The sequence below is a fragment of the Prosthecobacter fusiformis genome (assembly GCF_004364345.1).
GTDB classification, from domain to species: domain Bacteria; phylum Verrucomicrobiota; class Verrucomicrobiia; order Verrucomicrobiales; family Verrucomicrobiaceae; genus Prosthecobacter; species Prosthecobacter fusiformis.
In genome coordinates this window covers 1-18,339 of record NZ_SOCA01000007.1, presented here as the reverse complement: position 1 = coordinate 18,339, position 18,339 = coordinate 1, and the positions used below count along the sequence as shown (strand labels likewise).

The following is an 18,339-nucleotide window of genomic DNA, read 5'->3' as shown; positions in this document are numbered from 1 at the left end:
CCTGCCCCACGTTGGTCAATTTTCACCCATGGCAAACGGGGACCCGGAACCTGCTAGGGATTCCCAAAATGATTTTACCCTGACACCTGCCGCAGAAGCATCTGCATTCACTTCCACCACAAAATCTGCCACTAAATCTGCCTGAGCGTGACGCCCAAAAGTTTGTCCGAAAACGTTCATATGGTACCACCCGAGTGAAAGTGACTCATTCAGCAATGGCTGAGTCGCAGCAGAGAAAGTGGTGGTCTTCATAGATTTGAGAATTTGAGAGATCAGGAATGCAACTTTATCGACTCTGTGAGAGGTGATTCTTTATAATGAATCGCCAAACTGACTCAAAAACACAGGCGAGTCACAAATATGAGAGGTTACAGGCCAAAAGGATGACGTGGGCTGAAGCCAGCATAGCTACGGCCCTGTGGACGCCAGCGTGGGCCCTCGCCCACCTTGCCACCTGACGTGTCCAGGCGAAGACCGCACACTGTCATGAAAACATGGTCACCAGGTTTGACCCAGATGGTGATGAAGCGGCCTTCCCCAGCCTGGCCATACTTGGCGAAGCCAGCAGAAGTCAGCGGGCTCTTCAGCAGGCCAGCCTTGATCAGGGTATAAGACGTCGAGCTGGAGCAATCATAAGCACGATCTTCCACCCGGCCGTGGCCACCGCCGCGCACATATGGGCTGCTCTGCAGGTGGTTGGCCGCATTGATGAGATACTTCACCTGGGAAGGCAGGCTGGAGGAGCAAGCAGCATATTTACCATCATAGCGGATCAGTGATCCCGCCGCTGGTGCGGAGCGTGCCACAGGCACTGCACGCACCGCCATCATCATCTGCTGCTGCTGGGCCGCATAGGCCGCCTGCTGCTGCATCTGGGCGTGGTAGGCAGCCTGCTGTTGCTGCTGGGCGTGATAAGCAGCCCAGGCCTGCTGCTGCATCTGCGCCTGATACGCTGCGGCATACTGCTGCTGCTGAGCGTAGGCCGCCTGCTGGGCTGCGTAGTTGCTCGTCGCATATCCATACTGAGCAGAAACCGCCGAAGGAAAAACCGTGATCGCGACAAGCAATGTGAGAGCGGCGAAGAACTTGGATGCGTGTTTCATAGCAGTTTCTTGTGATTGATATGGTAATTATATCAAAAACTAGAATCACTGCAAAGATTAAATCATCAAAAAGTAGAATTTCCGTAATATGAGAGTCTTTTATTATAAATTTAGATTGAATATAAACTTAATGTTTTCCATTTTAAAAATGTATTAACGTTGGTTATGAACGTATTATGTTATTTAAATCCCATAGAATAAAATAATTATCATTTATCATAATTTAAAAACATTTAGAGTTTATTAACAAGTTTTGCCGATTTTTCTAATAAATGCGATAGATTCCAGCGTGTTAAAACCGCTGTTTTTTTGAAATCACAGCTAGTGCACCCTTGATAAACACCGATCGGCGCCCCCTGAACTCCCTTCCGCACTCCCACAGCTCTGTCTCTGACCGCCCTCAAGCCCACCATTCAGACCTGCTGCTCATCGAATGATCGAATATGAACACAAAAAAGGCCGCCCAAACGGGCGGCCTTCATAGGAGGTCAATAATGAGAGAGTGTGAGCGGCTAGGCTTTTTTGTCTTTCGCTGGAGTGGCTTCTGTAAACGAAGCAATGGCTAAAAGGATCGCAGCGACGACCACACAGGAATCTGCGACATTGAATGATGGCCACGGATTGAAAGGCCGGAAGCCGAAATCAAACCTCAAAAAGTCCACCACGTAACCATGCAGCAGCCGGTCCGTCAGGTTTCCAAAAATCCCAGCGACGAGCAGCGCCACCGAGAGGCGGCTCAAAATCCCAGGGAAAAGGCCTTTCCGATACATCACCGTCAGGATTGTCAGCGCAGTCAGCGAAATAGCCCCAAAGGCGTAATTGGCGTATTCGGTCCCATTGAACATGCCAAAGGCCACGCCCGTATTCGCCGTGTGATGCAGCCAGAAAATTCCTGGAATGACCTCCTGCTCCGTCACATGCAGCTCAAAGTGTTTCACAATCCAAAGTTTCGACCACTGGTCGAGGATGTATAAAGGGACGGAAAGGAAAAGCAGGAGGCGGATCATGGTTGGGAACTGAAGTGACAGCCTCTCCCATAAACGCCCCGCCAGAATTCACAAGCCTCAGCCGTCATGGACAGATGATCTTGCAGGCTCCGGTCCCCAGCCCATACTCAGGCTCCTCATCGTGAGCCGTCCCAACCTCCAGACCATCGCCGATCAGTTGGGTATCTCCAAGATGACCGTCTCCCGGGCTCTGCGCGGGGAGCGCCATGTGGAGGATACCCTGCGGACCCGTATTCTGGAAACCGCTGCTGCGCTCGGCTATCGGCCAGATCCGGAGATCTCCAAGCTGATGACTCACATGCGGCAGAAGCGCAGGACGCACGCACCGCGCACGCTGGCCTTTGTCTGGGCCGAAAGAAAAGTCTCAGAGATCTCCCTCTCCCCCTGGTCGCAGCAGCTCATCCAGGGTGCCCGGCAGCGGGCCGACCAGCTCGGCTTTCAACTGGATGAATTTTACCTCTCCGCCAAAGGCATGACCGGACGTCGGCTTTCGGACATCCTGGAGGCGCGCGGCATCCCCGGCTTCATCCTTTCCCCGCTCATCTCCCGCAGCCGCGGCCACGTCTCCATGCGCTGGGAAAAATTCAGCAGCGTCGTCATCGGCCTCGGTTATGCACGGCCCGCTTTGCACCGCGTGCATCATCATCACTACCTGGGCATGATGACCGCCATGCGGCAGTTGAAAAAACTGGGCTATAAACGCATCGGTTATTATGGAGGCAGCATCGTCAATGAACGCATGTTTGGAGCCTGGTCAGCCAGCTTCCTGGCGCATCATCCGCTGCCCTTAAAACAGGCGGCTGAGTTGCTGGGCCTGCGCCGGGAACTGACGCGTGAAGATTTCCATCGTTGGTTAGCCCGCGCCCGGCCAGATGCCATCATCCGCAATGGCCAAAATGCGGGCGACTGGCTGGAGGAAATAAACATCCCGCAGGACCTGGGCCTCGTCACCCTGGACTGGCAGATGGAAAGCCCGGACATCACGGGGGTGGATCAGCAGGCTGAGGTGCTCGGCGCAGCCGCCGTGGATTTGCTCGTCGCCCAGGAGCAGCAAAACGAGCGCGGCATTCCCGCCCATCCCAAGATCGTCATGACCGCAGGCGAATGGCAGCCCGGAAAAACCGTGCGCAATGTGCGCGAAGTTTGATCAAATACCCCGGCATCGCTATCTTATAGAGGATCCCTTTCCCCTTGGGGCATCCGCACGCCATCCGCCCTGGCCTCTCAAAACATGAAAAACATCCTCTGGGTCATGCTCCCGCTTTCCGCCGCATTGGCGCTGCTGAGCGGACGCCACACGGGGACAGCCTGCGCAGATTGCAGCCCACTCATCCAGATGCCAGATCTCACTGCCCTCTGGACCGGCTCCGCCAAAATGAAACTCCCCTACCCTGCCCCGCCACCGCCTGATGAGTGGCGCACACTGAAGCCTGACGAGCGCCTGGCCCATGTCAAAGACCGCGTGCAGGCCCCGCTGGCAGCACTCCTGGAAAAACAGGGGCTCCGCCTGGGTGCCCCCGCCTTCATCCGCATCTTCAAAGAAACCCGTGAGCTGGAACTCTGGATGCAGGCAGGTGGAAAATGGCAGCTCTTTCGTACCTATCCCATCGCAGCCATGTCCGGCACGCTGGGTCCCAAACTGCAAGAAGGCGACGGCCAGGCCCCCGAAGGCTTTTATTCCGTCACGCCGGCCTCCCTGAATCCCGGCAGCACCTTCCACCTCTCCTTTAACATCGGCTATCCCAATGCCTATGACCAGCATCATGGCCGCACGGGCACCTTCATCATGGTCCATGGCAATGAAGTCAGCATCGGCTGCTTTGCCATGACCGATCCCCTCATCGAAGAGATATACCTCATCGTGGACGCCGCCCTCAAAAAAGGCCAGCCGGAAGTACCCGTCCATACCTTCCCTTTTCCACTGACGGATCAGCGACTGGCCGAATTTGCGGAACATCCGCATGCCCCGTTTTGGCGTGAACTCCAGCCCGGATACACCGCCTTCGAAACTCAAAACGCACCTCCCCAAGTCACCCTCCGAGATGGCCGTTATCGCATTCGCGAATAGCCCGATCATTAATTTCACGCAGCATTTTCTCCTCGCTTCTCCTCCCGTCCTGCCCATAAGCTCCGCCGGTGGAAGACAAGGATTACAAGGTCAAACTGGAGATTTTCGAGGGCCCCCTCGACCTGCTGCTGTACCTCATCAAAAAGGATGAGATCGACATCTATGATGTGTCCATCGGCCGCATCACCAAGCAGTATCTCGATTACATCAACACCTTCAAGATGCTCAACATCGAGGTGGCCAGCGAGTTCATCGTCATGGCCGCCAACCTCATGTACATCAAAAGCCGCGAGCTCCTGCCCCAGACGCAGCAGCCGCCCGATGAAGACGCCGATGAGGAAGATCCGCGCTGGGAGCTCATCCGCCAGCTCGTCGAATACAAAAAGTTCAAAGACGTGGCCAGCTTCCTCGGCACTCAGGAAGTCAAAGCCGACGAATTTTTCGCCACCACCCCCGAGCTGCCGGACCTCTCCGCCCCCGCCCCGAATGTGGCAGGCCAGGTGGGCATCTTCGACCTCATCCGCGCTTTCCAAAAAGTACTCAAACGCTTCGAAAACACCACCGACATCCGCGAGATCGTCAGCGACCGCTACAGCGTCGCCGACAAGATCGAGCACCTGCTGGAGGCCATCCCCATGGGCGGACGCGTCCGCTTTGATTCCCTCTTCAGCACCGCCGCCTCCCGTGTCGAGGTCATCGTCACCTTCCTGGCCATGCTGGAGCTCATGAAGCTAAACCACCTCATGGTGGAGCAGGAGCAGATGCTCGGAGACATCGTCGTCATCCGCCCGCAGATCTAAAAGGTGGCCTGGCTCAGCGGTTAAAGTGAGGCGGGCACTCCTGCCTGCCATGGAGGCTCAGCCCCGTCCGCCATCATCTTCACCAGTTCCTCCCGCACCCGCCGCTTCAGCTCTGGCGGCCCCAGCACCTTCGCCTTGCTGCCCCAGCTCAGCACCCATCGCGTCACTTCTTCCAGGCCAGAAAGAGTCGCGTGGAATTCAATCACATCCCCATCCTTGTCCAGTTCCTTGATCTCTTGGGAGGGATGCCAGGAGCGCTCCGCCACCACCCTGGCCGCATATCCCTCAAAACGGATGCGCACCGCATGCGGCCCGCCCTCCTGCCCTTCATAACTCCACACCCCGAATCCGCCTCCCAGGTGATCACTCACATCGAACCTGGCATCGCGGACAAAGGTCGTCCCCAGCATCTCCAGGTTCGTCATCCGCTGCAGCGCAAACGTCCGCATCCCCTGCCGCCCCGGATCATACGCCAGCACATACCATCCATGCTCGATCTGCCCCACATGATACGGCTGCACCGTCCGCCGCTCCGCCTTTGAAGCCGTCAGCTTGCAGTAGTCGAAAGCCACCTCCCGTCGCGCCATCACCGCGTCCAAAAGATCGCTGAAAAGCCTCACATCCGCCGCCAGCACCCCCATCGCCTTGACTGAAAAAGCACCGTCCAGCTCATGCCATTGGATGGACACCTCCCCCGGACACGCCTCCGCGATCTTGCTAAAACTCGCCGCCAGCATCCGCTCCAGCCCCGTCCCGCGCAAAGGCTCCAGCGCATGCCGCGCCAGAAACAACGCCACCAGATCGTTCCGCGAAAGATGCAGCATGGGAAACTCATGTACCTCCTGGGTATAATGATACCCGTTCCTCTCCGCATCATACTCCAGCGGCAGCCCCCACTGCTCCCGCAGGAAGCTCACATCCCGCTGGATCGTCTTCCGTGTCACCTCGATCTCCTTCGCCAGCGACGAGCAGTTCGGATACCGCCCCGCCCGGATGATCTTATGGATCTCCAAAATCCGCCACAGCGCAGGCCGGCTCACACCCGTCCGCACCGGCATCGCCGTGCCATCGGTGGCAATCACAGATTTCACAGGAAACAACGTTTTGGACATCTTAAGCAATAATAATCAAAAAACCTCACTTGTCACCCTACGAATGTCCCACCCCCTCATGCATCCTCCCACCAGATCATGAACCTCCACCTCACAGAAATCGCCTACATCCTCGACCGCTCCGGCTCCATGCAGCCCATGCAGGAACCCGCCATCGCCGCCTTCAACGACTTCGTCAAATCCCAGCTCGATGTCCCTGGCGACGCCCGCCTCACCCTCATCCAGTTTGACGACGCCTACGAAGTCCCCATCCCCGCCTGCCCCATCCAGGACGTCCCCCAGCTCACCGCCGCCACCTACATCCCCCGTGGCAGCACCGCCCTCCTCGACGCCATTGGCCGCACCATCCAGGAGACCGACCGCCGCATCCAAGCCCTCCCCGAGTCCAGCCGCCCCGGCAAAGTCATCCTCGCCATCTTCACCGACGGCCAGGAAAACGCCTCCCATCAATACACCACCCCGCACATCAGCGACCTCATCCGCCTCTACCGCGACCAGAAAAACTGGGACTTCCTCTTCCTCGCCGCCAATCAGGACGCCATCGCCACCGCCGCCTCCCTGCGCATGGACATCTCCCTCAGCGGCACCGTGGACTTTACCCCCCGGGGCATGAAAACCACCGGCAGCGCCATGGCCCGCAAAATCCGCTCCATCCGCATGAAAGCCAGCGGCCAAATGGACGCCCAAGCCCAGGCCGACGACACCAAAACCCTCGAAGAAATCGTCCAAGAAGAAGAGAAAAAACCTCAATAACCCCCGCTGATTAAAAAAATCATCATATCCATCCACCTTAAAAATAAAATTCTCATTCTAATGGATTGCCAATATTCCCAAAACATAGATTCTTATTAAATCCTCGTATTTCAGGCATCCTTCTCAAGCAAAAACCCACCCGCCACTTTATCTTCGTCTCGGTGTGACATCCCCCTTTAAAACCGAAGCCCCCCGCATGAACTGACCCCATTCCCCAAGCCATGCCCGCCCCCGATTTCAGCACCTTCTTCTCCACCGCCAGCGGCCCAGATCGCCAGCCGTACGACTACCAGTCTCGCCTAGCCGCCGAACCCTGCCAAAGCCGCCTCATCAGCATCCCCACCGGCCTCGGAAAAACCGCCGCCGTCGTCCTCGCCTGGCTCTGGAACCGTGTCGGACATCCCCAAGCTGACCATCGAAACCAATGGCCCCGCCGTCTCGTTTACTGCCTCCCCATGCGCACACTCGTGGAGCAAACACGAGATGAAGCAAAGAAGTGGTTGGAGGCTCATGGACTGCTTTGGGATGGCAAAGAGCCGCACACAGGAAAGGTCGGCCTCCACATCCTCATGGGCGGCGAGGATGCCGATCCCTGGGACCTCTACCCCGAAGAAGACGCCATCCTCATCGGCACCCAGGACATGCTTCTCAGCCGTACCCTCAATCGCGGTTACGGCATGAGCCGCTACCGCTGGCCCATGCACTTCGGTCTGCTGAACAATGACTGCCTTTGGGTGCTAGATGAAACTCAACTTATGGGGGTTGGTGTCGAGACAAGCGCCCAGCTCGATGGCTTCCGTCATCTTGCAAAGTGGCTTCAGTATGGCCCGTGTCAGACATGGTGGATGAGTGCAACGCTGGAGGATGCACGTCTCGCCACGGTAGATCACCCCATGCCGACGAATGGATGGCCAAAACTTATGTTGAGTGATGAGGAGAAGGCCAGTGGCAGACCCTTTGCACTCATTAATGCCAAAAAGCAGCTCTGCGCGGCATCACTGAAACTGAGCGCCAGCAACAAGTCTGGCTATGCCCGGCAGCTTGCCACTTACATACACAAGCTACACCGCGAAGGAACACTCACTCTGGTGATACTGAACCGCGTGGCTCGTGCCCGTGAAGTTTATGAGGCGCTCACCACGCCTGAAAAGAAGGGCAAACAGAGTCTTCCTCCGCTTGTCGATTCCGCTCGCGTCGCACTCATCCACTCCCGTTTTCGCCCGGTGGATCGGGATCGGCACACGCGGCTGCTGTTTGGCGAGGGAGACCGCATCGTCATTGCCACCCAGGCGGTTGAGGCCGGTGTGGATGTCTCGGCGCGGCTGCTGATTTCTGAGCTGGCTCCATGGTCTTCGCTTGTTCAGCGCATAGGCCGGTGCAATCGCCGTGCTGACCAAGATGACGCTGCTGTGCAGTGGATCGACTTCGAACTGAAGAATGACAAAGATGACCTCGCTTTGCCCTATACGAAGGCAGAACTCGACAAAGCTCGCGCCGCCCTCCAGTCGCTCACAGATGCCAGTCCGCAGAGCTTGAGCGGCGTTCGTGTCGAGGGGGAAAAAATCATCCGACCTGTCATCCGCCGCCGGGACTTGCTAGACCTCTTCGACACCACGCCCGATCTCTGCGGCCAGGATCTCGACATCTCCCGCTACATCCGCGATGGGGAGGACAGCGACGTACAGTTTTTCTGGCGAGATTTCAGCAGCGACGCGCCTGCTGTCGCAGAGCCGCAGCCTCAACGCTCTGAGTTATGTCGCGTCTCCATCGGCGATGCCTCGAAATTTCTGAAAGGCGACAAAGCCAGCGCCTGGCACTGGAACGCCCTCGATAAAAAATGGGAATCTAGCAAAGTTGTCCGACCTGGTGGAGTGTATCTGCTCCACGTCAGCAGCGGCGGCTACGCGGATGCTCTTGGCTGGACCGGGGATAGTAAAACGAAGCCCACCGCTCATCCGCCCGCCTTGAGCATGTCGCCTGAGGGCTATCCTGACGATTACAGCACTTTCGCGCGCTACGATCTGAGCTATCAGCAGCACGTGGATGGCGTCATCCAGCGGGCTGACGCCATTGTTCGTGCTCTGTGTATGAAGGAGTCCGATCAGGAGTTGCTGCGCCTCGCCGCCCTCTGGCATGATGCAGGCAAAGCACACCGCGTGTTCCAAAAGATGCTATGCGGTGAGGAAGAGCCCGCTATCTTGAGGGCCAAGTCGGCCCTCAAAGTCACTTCCTGCGACCGCTATGGATTCCGCCATGAACTGGCCTCCGCACTTGCCTTTCTCATCGCCAGTCCCGTTGATACTCCTCAAAGGGATTTGGCCGCCTACATCATCGCCGCACATCATGGCAAAGTGCGCCTGTCCATCCGCTCTTTGCCGGGTGAAAAAGGCGATGGAACCGCTCCCGCCCGACTTTTCACTCGTGGCATCTGGGATGGTGATGCACTTCCGCCCGTTCCCGGCCTTACCGCGCAGTCCATGGTGCTCGATCTTAGCGTCATGCTAATGGGAGAGGGGCAGCTCGGCCGCTCCTGGCTCGCCCGCATGATCTCTTTGCGAGATGAGCTTGGTCCCTTCACCCTAGCCTATCTGGAATCTCTCCTTCGCTCTGCGGACATGAGGACTTCGGCAGCAGAAGCAACCGAGGAAGCTGTTGGCGAGAGGCAGGCTTGAACGACTGAGGCGTTACCCAATATGCACATAAAAGAAACACGCCCAACCTGCGGTATGAAAGCCTTTAGAAAATTATCATTCCACTCTCTAGCACTTCAACGGAGCCGCACTCGTTGGAGTGCGGAGTTGCCTTTGCCATCCGTGAAGAAGGCTGGGCAGATCGCAGGCGGGCGTGTCGAGATTTTCTCTAACACCTATTTCACTCTCTTGCAAAGTGTTATTGACGGCGTGCTCAATAAAGCGACAGTCTCACCATGCAGAGTGATCGCTACACAATCCAAAATTCTTGGCTTTACGAAGCGCCGTCTGGAAACCCTTATTCGCGCATCGACGCGGACGAAGAAGAGCGGTTGGACCTTGCTTCCAGCCACCAACTGATACCCAAATCATGCCCACTCTCACTCTCTCCGGCTGCGCCCCCGTGCCGCTCGCGCATTATCTGAAAGCCCTAGGCATCCTACGTCTCGTCGGTGAATCACCGAAGGGTGATCTATCTGCCAGCGCCGCTTGGAACAACGATCAGATCATCCTCACCTCACGTTTCGATGGAAAAGGCCTGCTGAACTTCTTTTTGCATGACTACCAGCCTACGCCAGTGCTCGCCCCATGGAATGGTGGGAGTGGCTTTTTCAAGAAGGACAACCGCGAGGCTATTGATGCAATCATGGCCAGCGGTGCTGCGCGGCTACTGAATTATCAGAATAGTCTCACCGCAGCCCGGCAGGCAGTGAATCAGCTTGATCTCAAAGAAAAGCCAGATGGAGAAGCCAAAGCCAGCTTGCTCCAAATCTGCCGTAACACGCTCCCCGATGATGCGCTTGGATGGCTGGATGCGGTTTTCGTCCTGAGCCAGGATGGACCCAAATTTCCGCCATTGCTAGGCACGGGCGGCAATGATGGCCGTTTGGAGTTCACGAATAACTTCATGCAGCGCATCACTGAGTTGATGGACTGTGCCACTGGTCAGCCCTCACCGCATTCAGAGCGGTGGCTGCGTGCGGCCTTGTTTGGCGCTGCCGCTTCTGGCTCAACAGCTAAGGCTCCAATAGGACAGTTTTTCCCGGGTGCCGCAGGCGGGGCAAATGCTACTTCGGGTTTCGACGCGGCCTCTGCCGTGAATCCATGGGACTTCGTTCTTATGATCGAAGGCGCACTGCTCTTTGCCGCCGCGTCCGTGAAACGTCTGGAGAGCAGTGGCGATGGCTCACTGATATACCCTTTCTGTGTCCGCCAAACGGGGGTGGGCTATGCCAGCGCCAGCATGGCAGATGAAAAAGATGCCCGCTGTGAGATGTGGATGCCGCTCTGGGAACGTGCAACTAGCCTTCCCGAGCTGCGAGCCATTTTTAGCGAAGGCCGTGCTCAAGTAGGCGGACGTGCCGCGAAAAATGGGGTGGATTTCGCCCGTGCGGCAGTGAGCCTCGGCGTGGACCGAGGCATCTCAGCCTTCCAGCGTTACGGCTTTCAGGTGCGCAATGGCTTGGCCTACTTCGCCACTCCACTGGATCGTGTGCGAGTCCGCCGAAATGCACACTCGGATATTCTGAGCGACCTTGATGCCTGGCATAGCCGCCTGCGTTCAAAAGCCGATGACGCACCTGCTACCGTCCTTCGCGGCCTGAACGAGATCGAACGCAGGGTTTTCGAGTTCTGCCAGGATGACTCGCCACATGCACGCGTGGCACTGCTCGTCGCCGCAGGACGGACGCAGCGTGCCCTCGCCCGCAGCTTCGCCTGGGTAGCAGAGTCATTTATCCCGCCTCTCTCGGGTTTGCGGCCTGAGTGGTTAATTGATAATCCCACCACTGAGTTCCGTCTCGCCGCCTCACTTGCCAGCACGAATGCGTGGCTTGGTCGTGGAGACGGAAAGGGCACATTTTGGCTCCGCAGTCAGTTAGAACCGGTGGACATCAAAACAGGTGAAAACCGCGTCTGGCTTTCATGGCTGAAAAACCCCAGCAATGACGTCACCTGGCACGATGGCGATCTCACCGATTGCCTGAACTCCATTATGGCTCGTCGCATCCACCGGGTCGAGAAAGCAGGCTGCGAAGGCTGGCCAGACTGGTCTCCGTGTTATGCCCGGCTGGATGACATCACAGACTTCATCGAAGGCCGCATTGATCCCGCTATGTTAGCTGATTTGATCTGGGGACTCAGCCTCATCGACTGGCAGACCGTCGCATATGCGAAGAAGCAAGGCAGGGAGCAGGAGCAGGATGAGCGCATCACCTACGACTGGCGTGATGACGAAGAATACCGCCACCGCGCCATCCCATCTTCCTTCTATGCACTGCTGAAGCTCTGCTTCAGGCATAATAATGACGGCATCCCCATTGAGGCGACCCTTCATCAGCTCGCCCGCATTGGCAATGGGCAGGCAGCCTCACGACTCGCCGCCCGCCGTCTGCGTGCCTCAGGCGAGGCACCACTGGTCACCGACCTGCCGGTCGCAGCTACCACCGCCCGCCGCACCGCTGCGGCAATGCTTTTTCCCATCTCCCCGAGCGATATGAAGCTCCTCAAACTGACCCTCCAACATCAAACCCAAGAACAAACCGCATGAACCTCGCCACGCTTGCCGTCCAACCACGCCTCCTCCTCGAAGCCAAACTCAAGCCTGTGCAGGGCAGTCGGTTTCAGCCCACCGGCTTTCCCGATCTCGGGGCCGCCACCTTTGATGGACCTGGAGGTGCCAAAATGCTCCTTGTCGAGTCCGCCCAAAGCATGGCGAACCGCCTCGAAGCCGTCTGCTGGGACACCGTGAATAACGACTGGGTCACACCGCTCAAAGGGCTGCCCGCCGTGCTGGTAAATGGCAAGGACGGCAAGCCGCTGACAAACTCCGTGCTCGAAGCGCATCGACTGAACAGCCCCTATATTGCCACCACGAAGGACTTCGAAGAGATCAAGAAAGCCATCGCCTTTGACGACAGGAAGCCTTTTGACCGAGACCCTCTGCTAAAAGCGTTGCTCAAGTATGATGTGAACTCGCTCATCCACGGCATCTTCCTGGAGAAGATCGCTGGCGTCATCCGCCTGCCGCGAGCACTGACGGGTTTCATCGAGGCATCTGAGGTCAGCACAGTGGCCAGTGGCGGCGTGAAAAATGATCGCGTGAGAGCCTCGAAAGGCGATGAAGGACAGACGGCCAAAGAAGGCTTCGGCAACGTCCCCTTCCACCGAGAAGAATTTACCGGTAAGATCACCGCATTCTTCAATCTTGATCTCGCCCTGATTCGCGGCTTTGGACTCGGCACTGATGTCGAAGCGTTGCTCATCGCGATCTCGCTTTACAAGATTCAAAAGTTCCTGAACGAAGGACTCCGGCTCCGCACCGCTTGCGACCTTGATCTGGAAGAACTGCAAGTCACCCGGCCCAAAGCGGGCTTCGAGCTGCCGAGCTTGGAGGTTTTGGAAAAAGAACTCCCTGCGCTGATCGAGAAGGCATTTGGCGGCAAAGCGGATCAGCGTTTCACCACGGTCAGTTTCGACTCTTGAGCCATGACCATCCTAGAACTCTGTTTCCCAGCCGGGCGCTACCACGCCACGCCCTGGGGCCGTCACGTGAATGAAGGTGCGGTGGAGTGGCCGCCCTCGCCTTGGCGACTGTTACGCAGCCTCATCGCCACCCGGCATCTGAAAGCCCGAACTGAGGTGCCGGAGGACGTTTTAAGCGGCCTAATCATCGCGCTGGCCTCACGGTTGCCTCATTTTCAACTGCCCGCCACCACCGGCAGCCACACAAGGCACTACATGCCATATGTGGAGGGATCAAAGGAGAAGACGACCAAGGTCTTTGACACCTTCCTCCAGCTAGCCCCAGAGGATGCACTGCTTATCGCCTGGGAGGTGGAGTTGCCAGAGATCCAGCTCGAAGCGCTACGTCTCCTCGCCGAGCGAATGGGCTACTTTGGCCGTGCAGAGAGCCTCGTGGAAGCACGCTTGCGGAAGGACATCTCCGCCATCCAGGCCAATGCCGTGCCACTGGCTGAAGACGAACCGTTGCCGAAGCGGGCAGAACTCGTACGCTTGCTCGCTCCGGTCTCAGCAGATGCCTACACTGTATGGCGTGCAGACTTCATCGCTGCCAATGCTCCCCAGGAAGACACGGATGGCAAAAAAAAGCCCAAGACGAAGAAGATCAAAAGCCCGTCTGTGCCGGAAGATCTCTACACTGCGCTTCATGCAGACACGGGTGATCTCCAGTCTGTCGGCTGGAACCTTCCTCCAGGCTCAGCCACCGTGAATTACAGCCGTCAGATCATCTCTCCGGCATCCCAGCAACGCAAAACTGTCAGTGACGATTCCGCACGCCATACCGTGGCCCGTTATCAGGTCGTCAGCAAAGTGGCACCGCGCATTACCCAAGCCGTCTCCGTGGCGGATCGCGTGCACAAGGCTCTTTGCAAATGGTCCGATCAAGGCCAGGGCCGCGCTACCGTCTTCACTGGCAAAGATGAGCACGGTCAGCCACTACCTGACCACCAGCACGCCCACATCTTCTGTGAGGCAAACGGTCCCCGAGATGCAATCACCCACATCACTGTTTGGGCAAGGATGGGCTTTGACCATGCCGCACGTCTCGCACTCCGCCGCTTGAACAAAGTCTGGGGGCACGAAGGTCATGACATCCGCCTCGTGCTCATTGGTATTGGTGACTCAGGCACATTCCCTGATTGCCAATTACTCGGTGCATCCAAAGTCTGGCGCTCGCTGACTCCCTTTGTCTCCACGCTTCACATGAAAAGCTATGGTGATGGCCGCCCAAAGATTGACGTCATGAACGGCTGGCAGATTGGCTCTGCAGGACACGATTTGAAGCGCCTGCTGAACAAGGAAGACGCTGCGGCTGGTATTCGGCAAGAAAAGCAGATCACCCTGCCGAACCAACGCACGCTCCGCAGTCTTCAATACCAGACTTCCCGCCCGGATGGTGCTGGCAAACGCGGCAATGGCGACGCAGGTGCCTTTGTAATCGAATTTCTTGAACCTCGCACTGGCCCACTCGCCCTTGGCTACGGTTCCCACTTCGGCCTCGGCCTCTTCGTTCCCGCCGATCATGCCTGACGCCCCACCACTCCCCTACCCTTACTTGGAGGAGGTGTTGCCGGGGTTTCATCGGGGACGGGCGGTGGTGAAGGAGGCGGGGGATGCAATGGGGTTGTTGGGGTTCATCGGGGTGAAGCAGGAGTTTTATCGCTTCGCCAACCGGCTGAGGCTGGCGGCCTGTTTTGGCGGGCTGCATCTGAAGGGATTCACGGATGATACGGCGACGGGTTATGATGCCCTGACCCAGGTGTTTTTCACTTGGTCGGCCTTTGAAAGGTATGCGGACCTGGCGAATGCGCGCCCGCCTTTCCGAGAGCTGTTTGCGCATCATCCACGCCAGCGGGTGCATGAACTGGCGACCCTGTGCCGGGCCCAGGACCCGGAGCATAAGCTGGTGGGATTTCTCATCACCCAGGCCCTGCTGCCGGTGCATGAGATGTATCTGGCCCGCTACCGGGACGGGCATGATTTTTCCGTGCTGACCCTGGCCGCGTGCATCCGCCACATCTTCGCCCACGGTCACCTGACGGCGAATCCCTATCGCCTGCCCTCGGCAAACCTGGTGGTGATCTGCTGCGCCTTGAATGATTTCCTGTTAGACTTTATCCGCAGCGATTTCCTCCGCCGGGTACAATGGGCGGAGGCTGTGCAGAAGACGAAACCCGGCTAAAACTTTTCATTACATGCTTTTTGTTTGCGCACCTCGTCGGATCTGACATAGTACCGCCCGCCAGAGTAGTCTTCTCCCGCCTATGACAGCGTCTGTTTACCGTACGGCCCGCGCGCTATATCCGCATCGACCAGAGATGTGGGAACCGGAATTTCTCTATGAACCGCTGCCCATCCCGGATGATCATCCTGAGTTAGGCCTATTCAGCCAGGAGTTGCAATCGATCTCGGAGGGCCTGTCCGGGACGTCGATACCCGCCGCGCTCAATGAGCGGACAGGCAGGGAAAGTGAGGCCGCTTTCCACCCACGCGTGGCGGATGAACCCCTGCCTGCGCGGATGCTGAACGAGTATGTCTATTGCCCACGCCTGTTTTATTACGAGCACGTGGACGGCGTATTCCTGGAGAGTGCGGATACGGAACGCGGCAGCGCCATTCACAAAAAAGTGGACAAAGGCCGGGGTGATCTGCCGCCACCCAAAGCAGCCCAGCGCGGCAGCAAAGAAAGCCAGCCTGCCGCGGTGGCAGCCGTTGCTCTGGCCCCGGATACCACGCCGGGAAAAGAACCCCAACCTGCGGACATAGCCGATGCAGATGCGGCCCAGGAAGACATGGCGGCTGACGGATCGCCCAAGCTGGAGACCATCCATTCACGCTCCGCCACCCTGGGGTCCGAGCGGCTGGGCGTGCTGGCAAAGATGGATTTGATCGAGGTGCAGATGGTGACCGTGGCGCAAGACCGCTCCAGCTGGGTGCCTGTGACATCTTTCAAAGACGCTCAGCGTGAGGCATCCCCGAGTGTGACTGCTCCGATGCCGTCCCCTCCTAGCCCGCCTGATGACAGTCCTCCTCTGGATACGCAGAGCGGAACCATGTGCAACCTAACCAAAAGAACGTCAAAAAAATCACGCCCCGCAGCGGATCAGCCAGACCTGTTTGCAGCCGCCATTACTCCGCCCCCGGCAGCGGGAACGGCCATTGATGCACCCTGCCTGCCAGCCCCTGTGGCACCGACCGCCCGCCTGCTGCATGTGGAGCTGAAACAACGCGTGGTGCACCAAGTGACACCCGTGGATTATAAGCTGGGTGCTCCACGCCGGGGTGAAGATGGCAATGAAATGTGGGAGGCGGACAAGATGCAACTGGGCCTCCAGATCCTGATCCTGCGGGACAATGGTTATACCTGTGATGAAGGCGTGATCTATTACCGGGCGACAAAACAACGCGTGCCGCTGGCGATGACGGATGAGCTAGAAGGGTGGATCATCGGAAAGATCGCCGAGGCGCGGCAGGTGGCCGCCTCCCGCAGCATCCCGCCGCCCCTGATGAACAGCCCCAAATGCGTGCGCTGCTCACTCGCCCCCGTCTGCCTGCCGGATGAGACACGCCTGCTCAAACGAGTGACCGCGCCACTCCTGCCAGACAGCCCGGACAGGTCCGCCGACAAGCGACTTTCCACCATGCCGCCCCCGCGACGGCTCATGGCTCCGCGAGACGATGAACGCGCGCTTTACCTGAACACCCAAGGTGCACGGGTGACCCTGCGCGGAGAGGTGGTGGTGGTGAAGGAGCAGGACAGTGTGCTGGGGGAATTTCGCCTCAAAGACCTGAGCCATGTGGCCTTGTTCGGCAACATCCAGATCACCACCCAGACCGTGCAAATGCTGTGCGAAGCGGAGATCCCCGTGGCCTATTTCAGCATGGGCGGATGGTTTTATGGACTCACTCGCGGCCATGGCCTGAAGAACGTCTATACCCGCATCGAGCAATTTCAGTCCGCCCAGGATCCCCACCGCTGCCTGGCCCTGGCGCAACGGTTCATCCATGGAAAAATCCGCAACCATCGCACCCAGCTCATGCGCAACCACGTCAATCTGCCGGATGGGGTCAGCCTCAAAATGAAGCGCGCTGCCGGTGATGTGCTGGCTGCCCGCTCCCTGGGTGAGCTGCTGGGGATGGAAGGTGCAGCCGCAGCCATGTACTTCCAAAACTTCGCCGGCATGATCAAGGTGGGCGCGGATGATGATGAGCTGCCAGGATTGGAGCCCGTGAAAAAGGCGGACCGCCCCGACTTTACTTTCGACTTCACCAAACGCGCCCGCCGACCACCGACAGATCCCGTCAATGCCCTCCTGTCCCTCGCCTACAGCCTGCTCGCCAAAGACTGCACCCTGGCTGCCCTGGCGGTGGGCTTTGACCCCTACATCGGTTTTTTCCACCAACCCCGGCATGGTCGCCCAGCACTGGCCCTGGATCTGATGGAAGAATTTCGCCCCCTCATCGCCGAAAGTGCCGTGCTCACCGCCCTGAACAATCGCATGATCAATCCCGGCCACTTTGTGCGCGCCGGCGAAGCCGTGAACCTCACCGTCCATGGCCGCAAAGCATTTTTTCAAGCCTATGAACAGCGCATGTCCAGCCTGGTGACCCATCCCATCTTCGACTACAAGGCCAGCTACCGGCGCGTGCTGGAACTGCAAGCCCGCATGCTGGCCCGCTACCTGACCAGCGAGATCCCCGAATACGTGCCCATGATGACCCGCTAAGCCCAGGCTTGGCAGGTCCGTTCTCGCCAACGCATCGCCCCCTTCCCATGGCCACCCCACAACCCCTCCTCAGCACACGCACCACCTTCCTGGTCTGCTACGACATCGCCAATGACCGGCGATTGAGGAAGGTCTTCAAAACCTGCCGGAACTATGGCAACCATCTCCAGTATTCCATCTTCGAGTGCGAACTGAACCCAAGAGAAAAAGCGCGCCTCGAAACCGAACTGAAGGACCTCATCAAACACGATGAGGACCAGGTGCTTTTCGTCTCCCTCGGCCCGTCCGAGGGCCGCGGAGATCGTGTCATTGCTGCGTTAGGCCTGCCCTACACACACTTTGACGCCCCCTGCTACGTGGTGTAAACACACCCCAGGGCCGACCCGGCTGCTCTTTGACATCCCCCTTTTGAATCGCGAGCGGCCCCATGGTAGCGCCACCCCCTGGTACCGCTCGCACCTTGACGATGAACCCTTTACCCATCGCCCAATCGTCTCTCCCTCCCCCCGCTGACCGTCAGCATCCGCACCGCTCGCAAAAGCTTCAGAAAATCATTG

At 58.0% G+C, this 18,339-nt stretch carries 16 protein-coding genes; 12 read left to right on the top strand and 4 right to left on the bottom strand.

Annotated features, from left to right (window positions below):
• Positions 1–15 precede the first annotated feature (15 nt).
• From EI77_RS16340 to lspA, 3 genes are all read right to left on the bottom strand, one after another.
• A complete protein-coding gene (locus EI77_RS16340; protein ID WP_133796370.1) occupies positions 16–252 on the bottom strand; it encodes a hypothetical protein in 237 nt (78 codons plus the stop codon).
• A 116-nt stretch (positions 253–368) separates the two neighbouring features.
• The gene (locus EI77_RS16335; protein ID WP_133796369.1) at positions 369–1,103 is read right to left on the bottom strand and encodes a hypothetical protein; all 735 of its coding nucleotides are present in this window, start codon (positions 1,101–1,103) and stop codon (positions 369–371) included.
• 512 nt (positions 1,104–1,615) lie between these two features.
• Positions 1,616–2,110, bottom strand: coding sequence for a signal peptidase II (gene lspA / locus EI77_RS16330; protein WP_133796368.1), 495 nt, complete (start codon positions 2,108–2,110; stop codon positions 1,616–1,618).
• Positions 2,111–2,231: 121 nt separating this feature from the next.
• Here lspA and EI77_RS16325 point away from each other — a divergent pair, with 121 nt between their 5' ends.
• The 3 genes from EI77_RS16325 to EI77_RS16315 all read left to right on the top strand — a co-directional run bounded on the left by EI77_RS16325 (position 2,232) and on the right by EI77_RS16315 (position 4,978).
• On the top strand, positions 2,232–3,257 hold the full coding sequence (locus EI77_RS16325; protein ID WP_133796367.1) for a LacI family DNA-binding transcriptional regulator: 1,026 nt from the start codon (positions 2,232–2,234) through the stop codon (positions 3,255–3,257).
• A gap of 84 nt (positions 3,258–3,341) precedes the next feature.
• Complete coding sequence (locus EI77_RS16320; protein ID WP_243838896.1) at positions 3,342–4,178, top strand: L,D-transpeptidase family protein; 837 nt, start codon at positions 3,342–3,344, stop codon at positions 4,176–4,178.
• A 68-nt stretch (positions 4,179–4,246) separates the two neighbouring features.
• Entirely contained in the window at positions 4,247–4,978 is a 732-nt protein-coding gene (locus tag EI77_RS16315) for a segregation and condensation protein A (protein ID WP_133796366.1), read from the top strand.
• 20 nt (positions 4,979–4,998) lie between these two features.
• Here EI77_RS16315 and EI77_RS16310 read toward each other — a convergent pair whose 3' ends face one another.
• Positions 4,999–6,090: a helix-turn-helix transcriptional regulator gene (locus EI77_RS16310; RefSeq protein ID WP_133796365.1), complete on the bottom strand. Its 1,092-nt coding sequence runs from the start codon at positions 6,088–6,090 to the stop codon at positions 4,999–5,001.
• Positions 6,091–6,168: 78 nt separating this feature from the next.
• On the opposite strand from EI77_RS16310, the gene EI77_RS16305 reads away from it, so the two are divergent.
• The 9 genes from EI77_RS16305 to cas2 all read left to right on the top strand — a co-directional run bounded on the left by EI77_RS16305 (position 6,169) and on the right by cas2 (position 18,147).
• The gene (locus tag EI77_RS16305; protein ID WP_133796364.1) at positions 6,169–6,843 is read left to right on the top strand and encodes a vWA domain-containing protein; all 675 of its coding nucleotides are present in this window, start codon (positions 6,169–6,171) and stop codon (positions 6,841–6,843) included.
• Positions 6,844–7,064: 221 nt separating this feature from the next.
• Positions 7,065–9,515 carry a type I-G CRISPR-associated helicase/endonuclease Cas3g gene (cas3g, locus tag EI77_RS16300; protein WP_133796363.1) on the top strand — a complete coding sequence of 817 codons (2,451 nt, stop codon included), beginning with the start codon at positions 7,065–7,067 and terminating at the stop codon, positions 9,513–9,515.
• A gap of 21 nt (positions 9,516–9,536) precedes the next feature.
• Positions 9,537–9,893 carry a hypothetical protein gene (locus EI77_RS16295; RefSeq protein ID WP_133796362.1) on the top strand — a complete coding sequence of 119 codons (357 nt, stop codon included), beginning with the start codon at positions 9,537–9,539 and terminating at the stop codon, positions 9,891–9,893.
• Between the two features lie 10 nt (positions 9,894–9,903).
• Entirely contained in the window at positions 9,904–12,081 is a 2,178-nt protein-coding gene (gene cas8g1 / locus EI77_RS16290; RefSeq protein ID WP_133796361.1) for a type I-G CRISPR-associated protein Cas8g1/Csx17, read from the top strand.
• Positions 12,078–13,016 carry a type I-G CRISPR-associated RAMP protein Csb1/Cas7g gene (gene cas7g / locus EI77_RS16285; RefSeq protein WP_133796360.1) on the top strand — a complete coding sequence of 313 codons (939 nt, stop codon included), beginning with the start codon at positions 12,078–12,080 and terminating at the stop codon, positions 13,014–13,016. Before cas8g1 ends, cas7g begins: the two co-directional genes overlap by 4 nt.
• A 3-nt stretch (positions 13,017–13,019) precedes the next feature.
• Positions 13,020–14,585 carry a type I-G CRISPR-associated protein Csb2 gene (gene csb2, locus EI77_RS16280; RefSeq protein WP_133796359.1) on the top strand — a complete coding sequence of 522 codons (1,566 nt, stop codon included), beginning with the start codon at positions 13,020–13,022 and terminating at the stop codon, positions 14,583–14,585.
• Positions 14,578–15,237 (top strand): hypothetical protein, encoded by a 660-nt coding sequence (locus EI77_RS16275; RefSeq protein ID WP_133796358.1) that lies wholly within the window; start codon positions 14,578–14,580, stop codon positions 15,235–15,237. The genes csb2 and EI77_RS16275 overlap by 8 nt, the downstream gene beginning before the upstream one ends.
• Before the next feature lie 82 nt (positions 15,238–15,319).
• Positions 15,320–17,782, top strand: a complete 2,463-nt coding sequence (gene cas4g/cas1g / locus EI77_RS16270) for a CRISPR-associated endonuclease Cas4g/Cas1g (RefSeq protein ID WP_243838892.1) — start codon at positions 15,320–15,322, stop codon at positions 17,780–17,782.
• Between the two features lie 47 nt (positions 17,783–17,829).
• Positions 17,830–18,147, top strand: coding sequence for a CRISPR-associated endonuclease Cas2 (gene cas2, locus EI77_RS16265; protein WP_133796357.1), 318 nt, complete (start codon positions 17,830–17,832; stop codon positions 18,145–18,147).
• Positions 18,148–18,339 lie beyond the last annotated feature (192 nt).

Excerpts from the sequence above, each read along its gene's own strand:
- EI77_RS16335 (WP_133796369.1), bottom strand. The coding sequence starts at position 1,103 with ATGAAACACGCATCCAAGTTCTTCGCCGCTCTCACATTGCTTGTCGCG.
- cas8g1 (WP_133796361.1), top strand. The coding sequence starts at position 9,904 with ATGCCCACTCTCACTCTCTCCGGCTGCGCCCCCGTGCCGCTCGCGCAT.
- EI77_RS16310 (WP_133796365.1), bottom strand. The coding sequence starts at position 6,090 with ATGTCCAAAACGTTGTTTCCTGTGAAATCTGTGATTGCCACCGATGGC.
- cas3g (WP_133796363.1), top strand. The coding sequence starts at position 7,065 with ATGCCCGCCCCCGATTTCAGCACCTTCTTCTCCACCGCCAGCGGCCCA.
- csb2 (WP_133796359.1), top strand. The coding sequence starts at position 13,020 with ATGACCATCCTAGAACTCTGTTTCCCAGCCGGGCGCTACCACGCCACG.
- EI77_RS16295 (WP_133796362.1), top strand. The coding sequence starts at position 9,537 with ATGCACATAAAAGAAACACGCCCAACCTGCGGTATGAAAGCCTTTAGA.
- lspA (WP_133796368.1), bottom strand. The coding sequence starts at position 2,110 with ATGATCCGCCTCCTGCTTTTCCTTTCCGTCCCTTTATACATCCTCGAC.
- cas7g (WP_133796360.1), top strand. The coding sequence starts at position 12,078 with ATGAACCTCGCCACGCTTGCCGTCCAACCACGCCTCCTCCTCGAAGCC.
- EI77_RS16340 (WP_133796370.1), bottom strand. The coding sequence starts at position 252 with ATGAAGACCACCACTTTCTCTGCTGCGACTCAGCCATTGCTGAATGAG.
- EI77_RS16275 (WP_133796358.1), top strand. The coding sequence starts at position 14,578 with ATGCCTGACGCCCCACCACTCCCCTACCCTTACTTGGAGGAGGTGTTG.
- cas2 (WP_133796357.1), top strand. The coding sequence starts at position 17,830 with ATGGCCACCCCACAACCCCTCCTCAGCACACGCACCACCTTCCTGGTC.
- EI77_RS16305 (WP_133796364.1), top strand. The coding sequence starts at position 6,169 with ATGAACCTCCACCTCACAGAAATCGCCTACATCCTCGACCGCTCCGGC.
- EI77_RS16320 (WP_243838896.1), top strand. The coding sequence starts at position 3,342 with ATGAAAAACATCCTCTGGGTCATGCTCCCGCTTTCCGCCGCATTGGCG.
- cas4g/cas1g (WP_243838892.1), top strand. The coding sequence starts at position 15,320 with ATGACAGCGTCTGTTTACCGTACGGCCCGCGCGCTATATCCGCATCGA.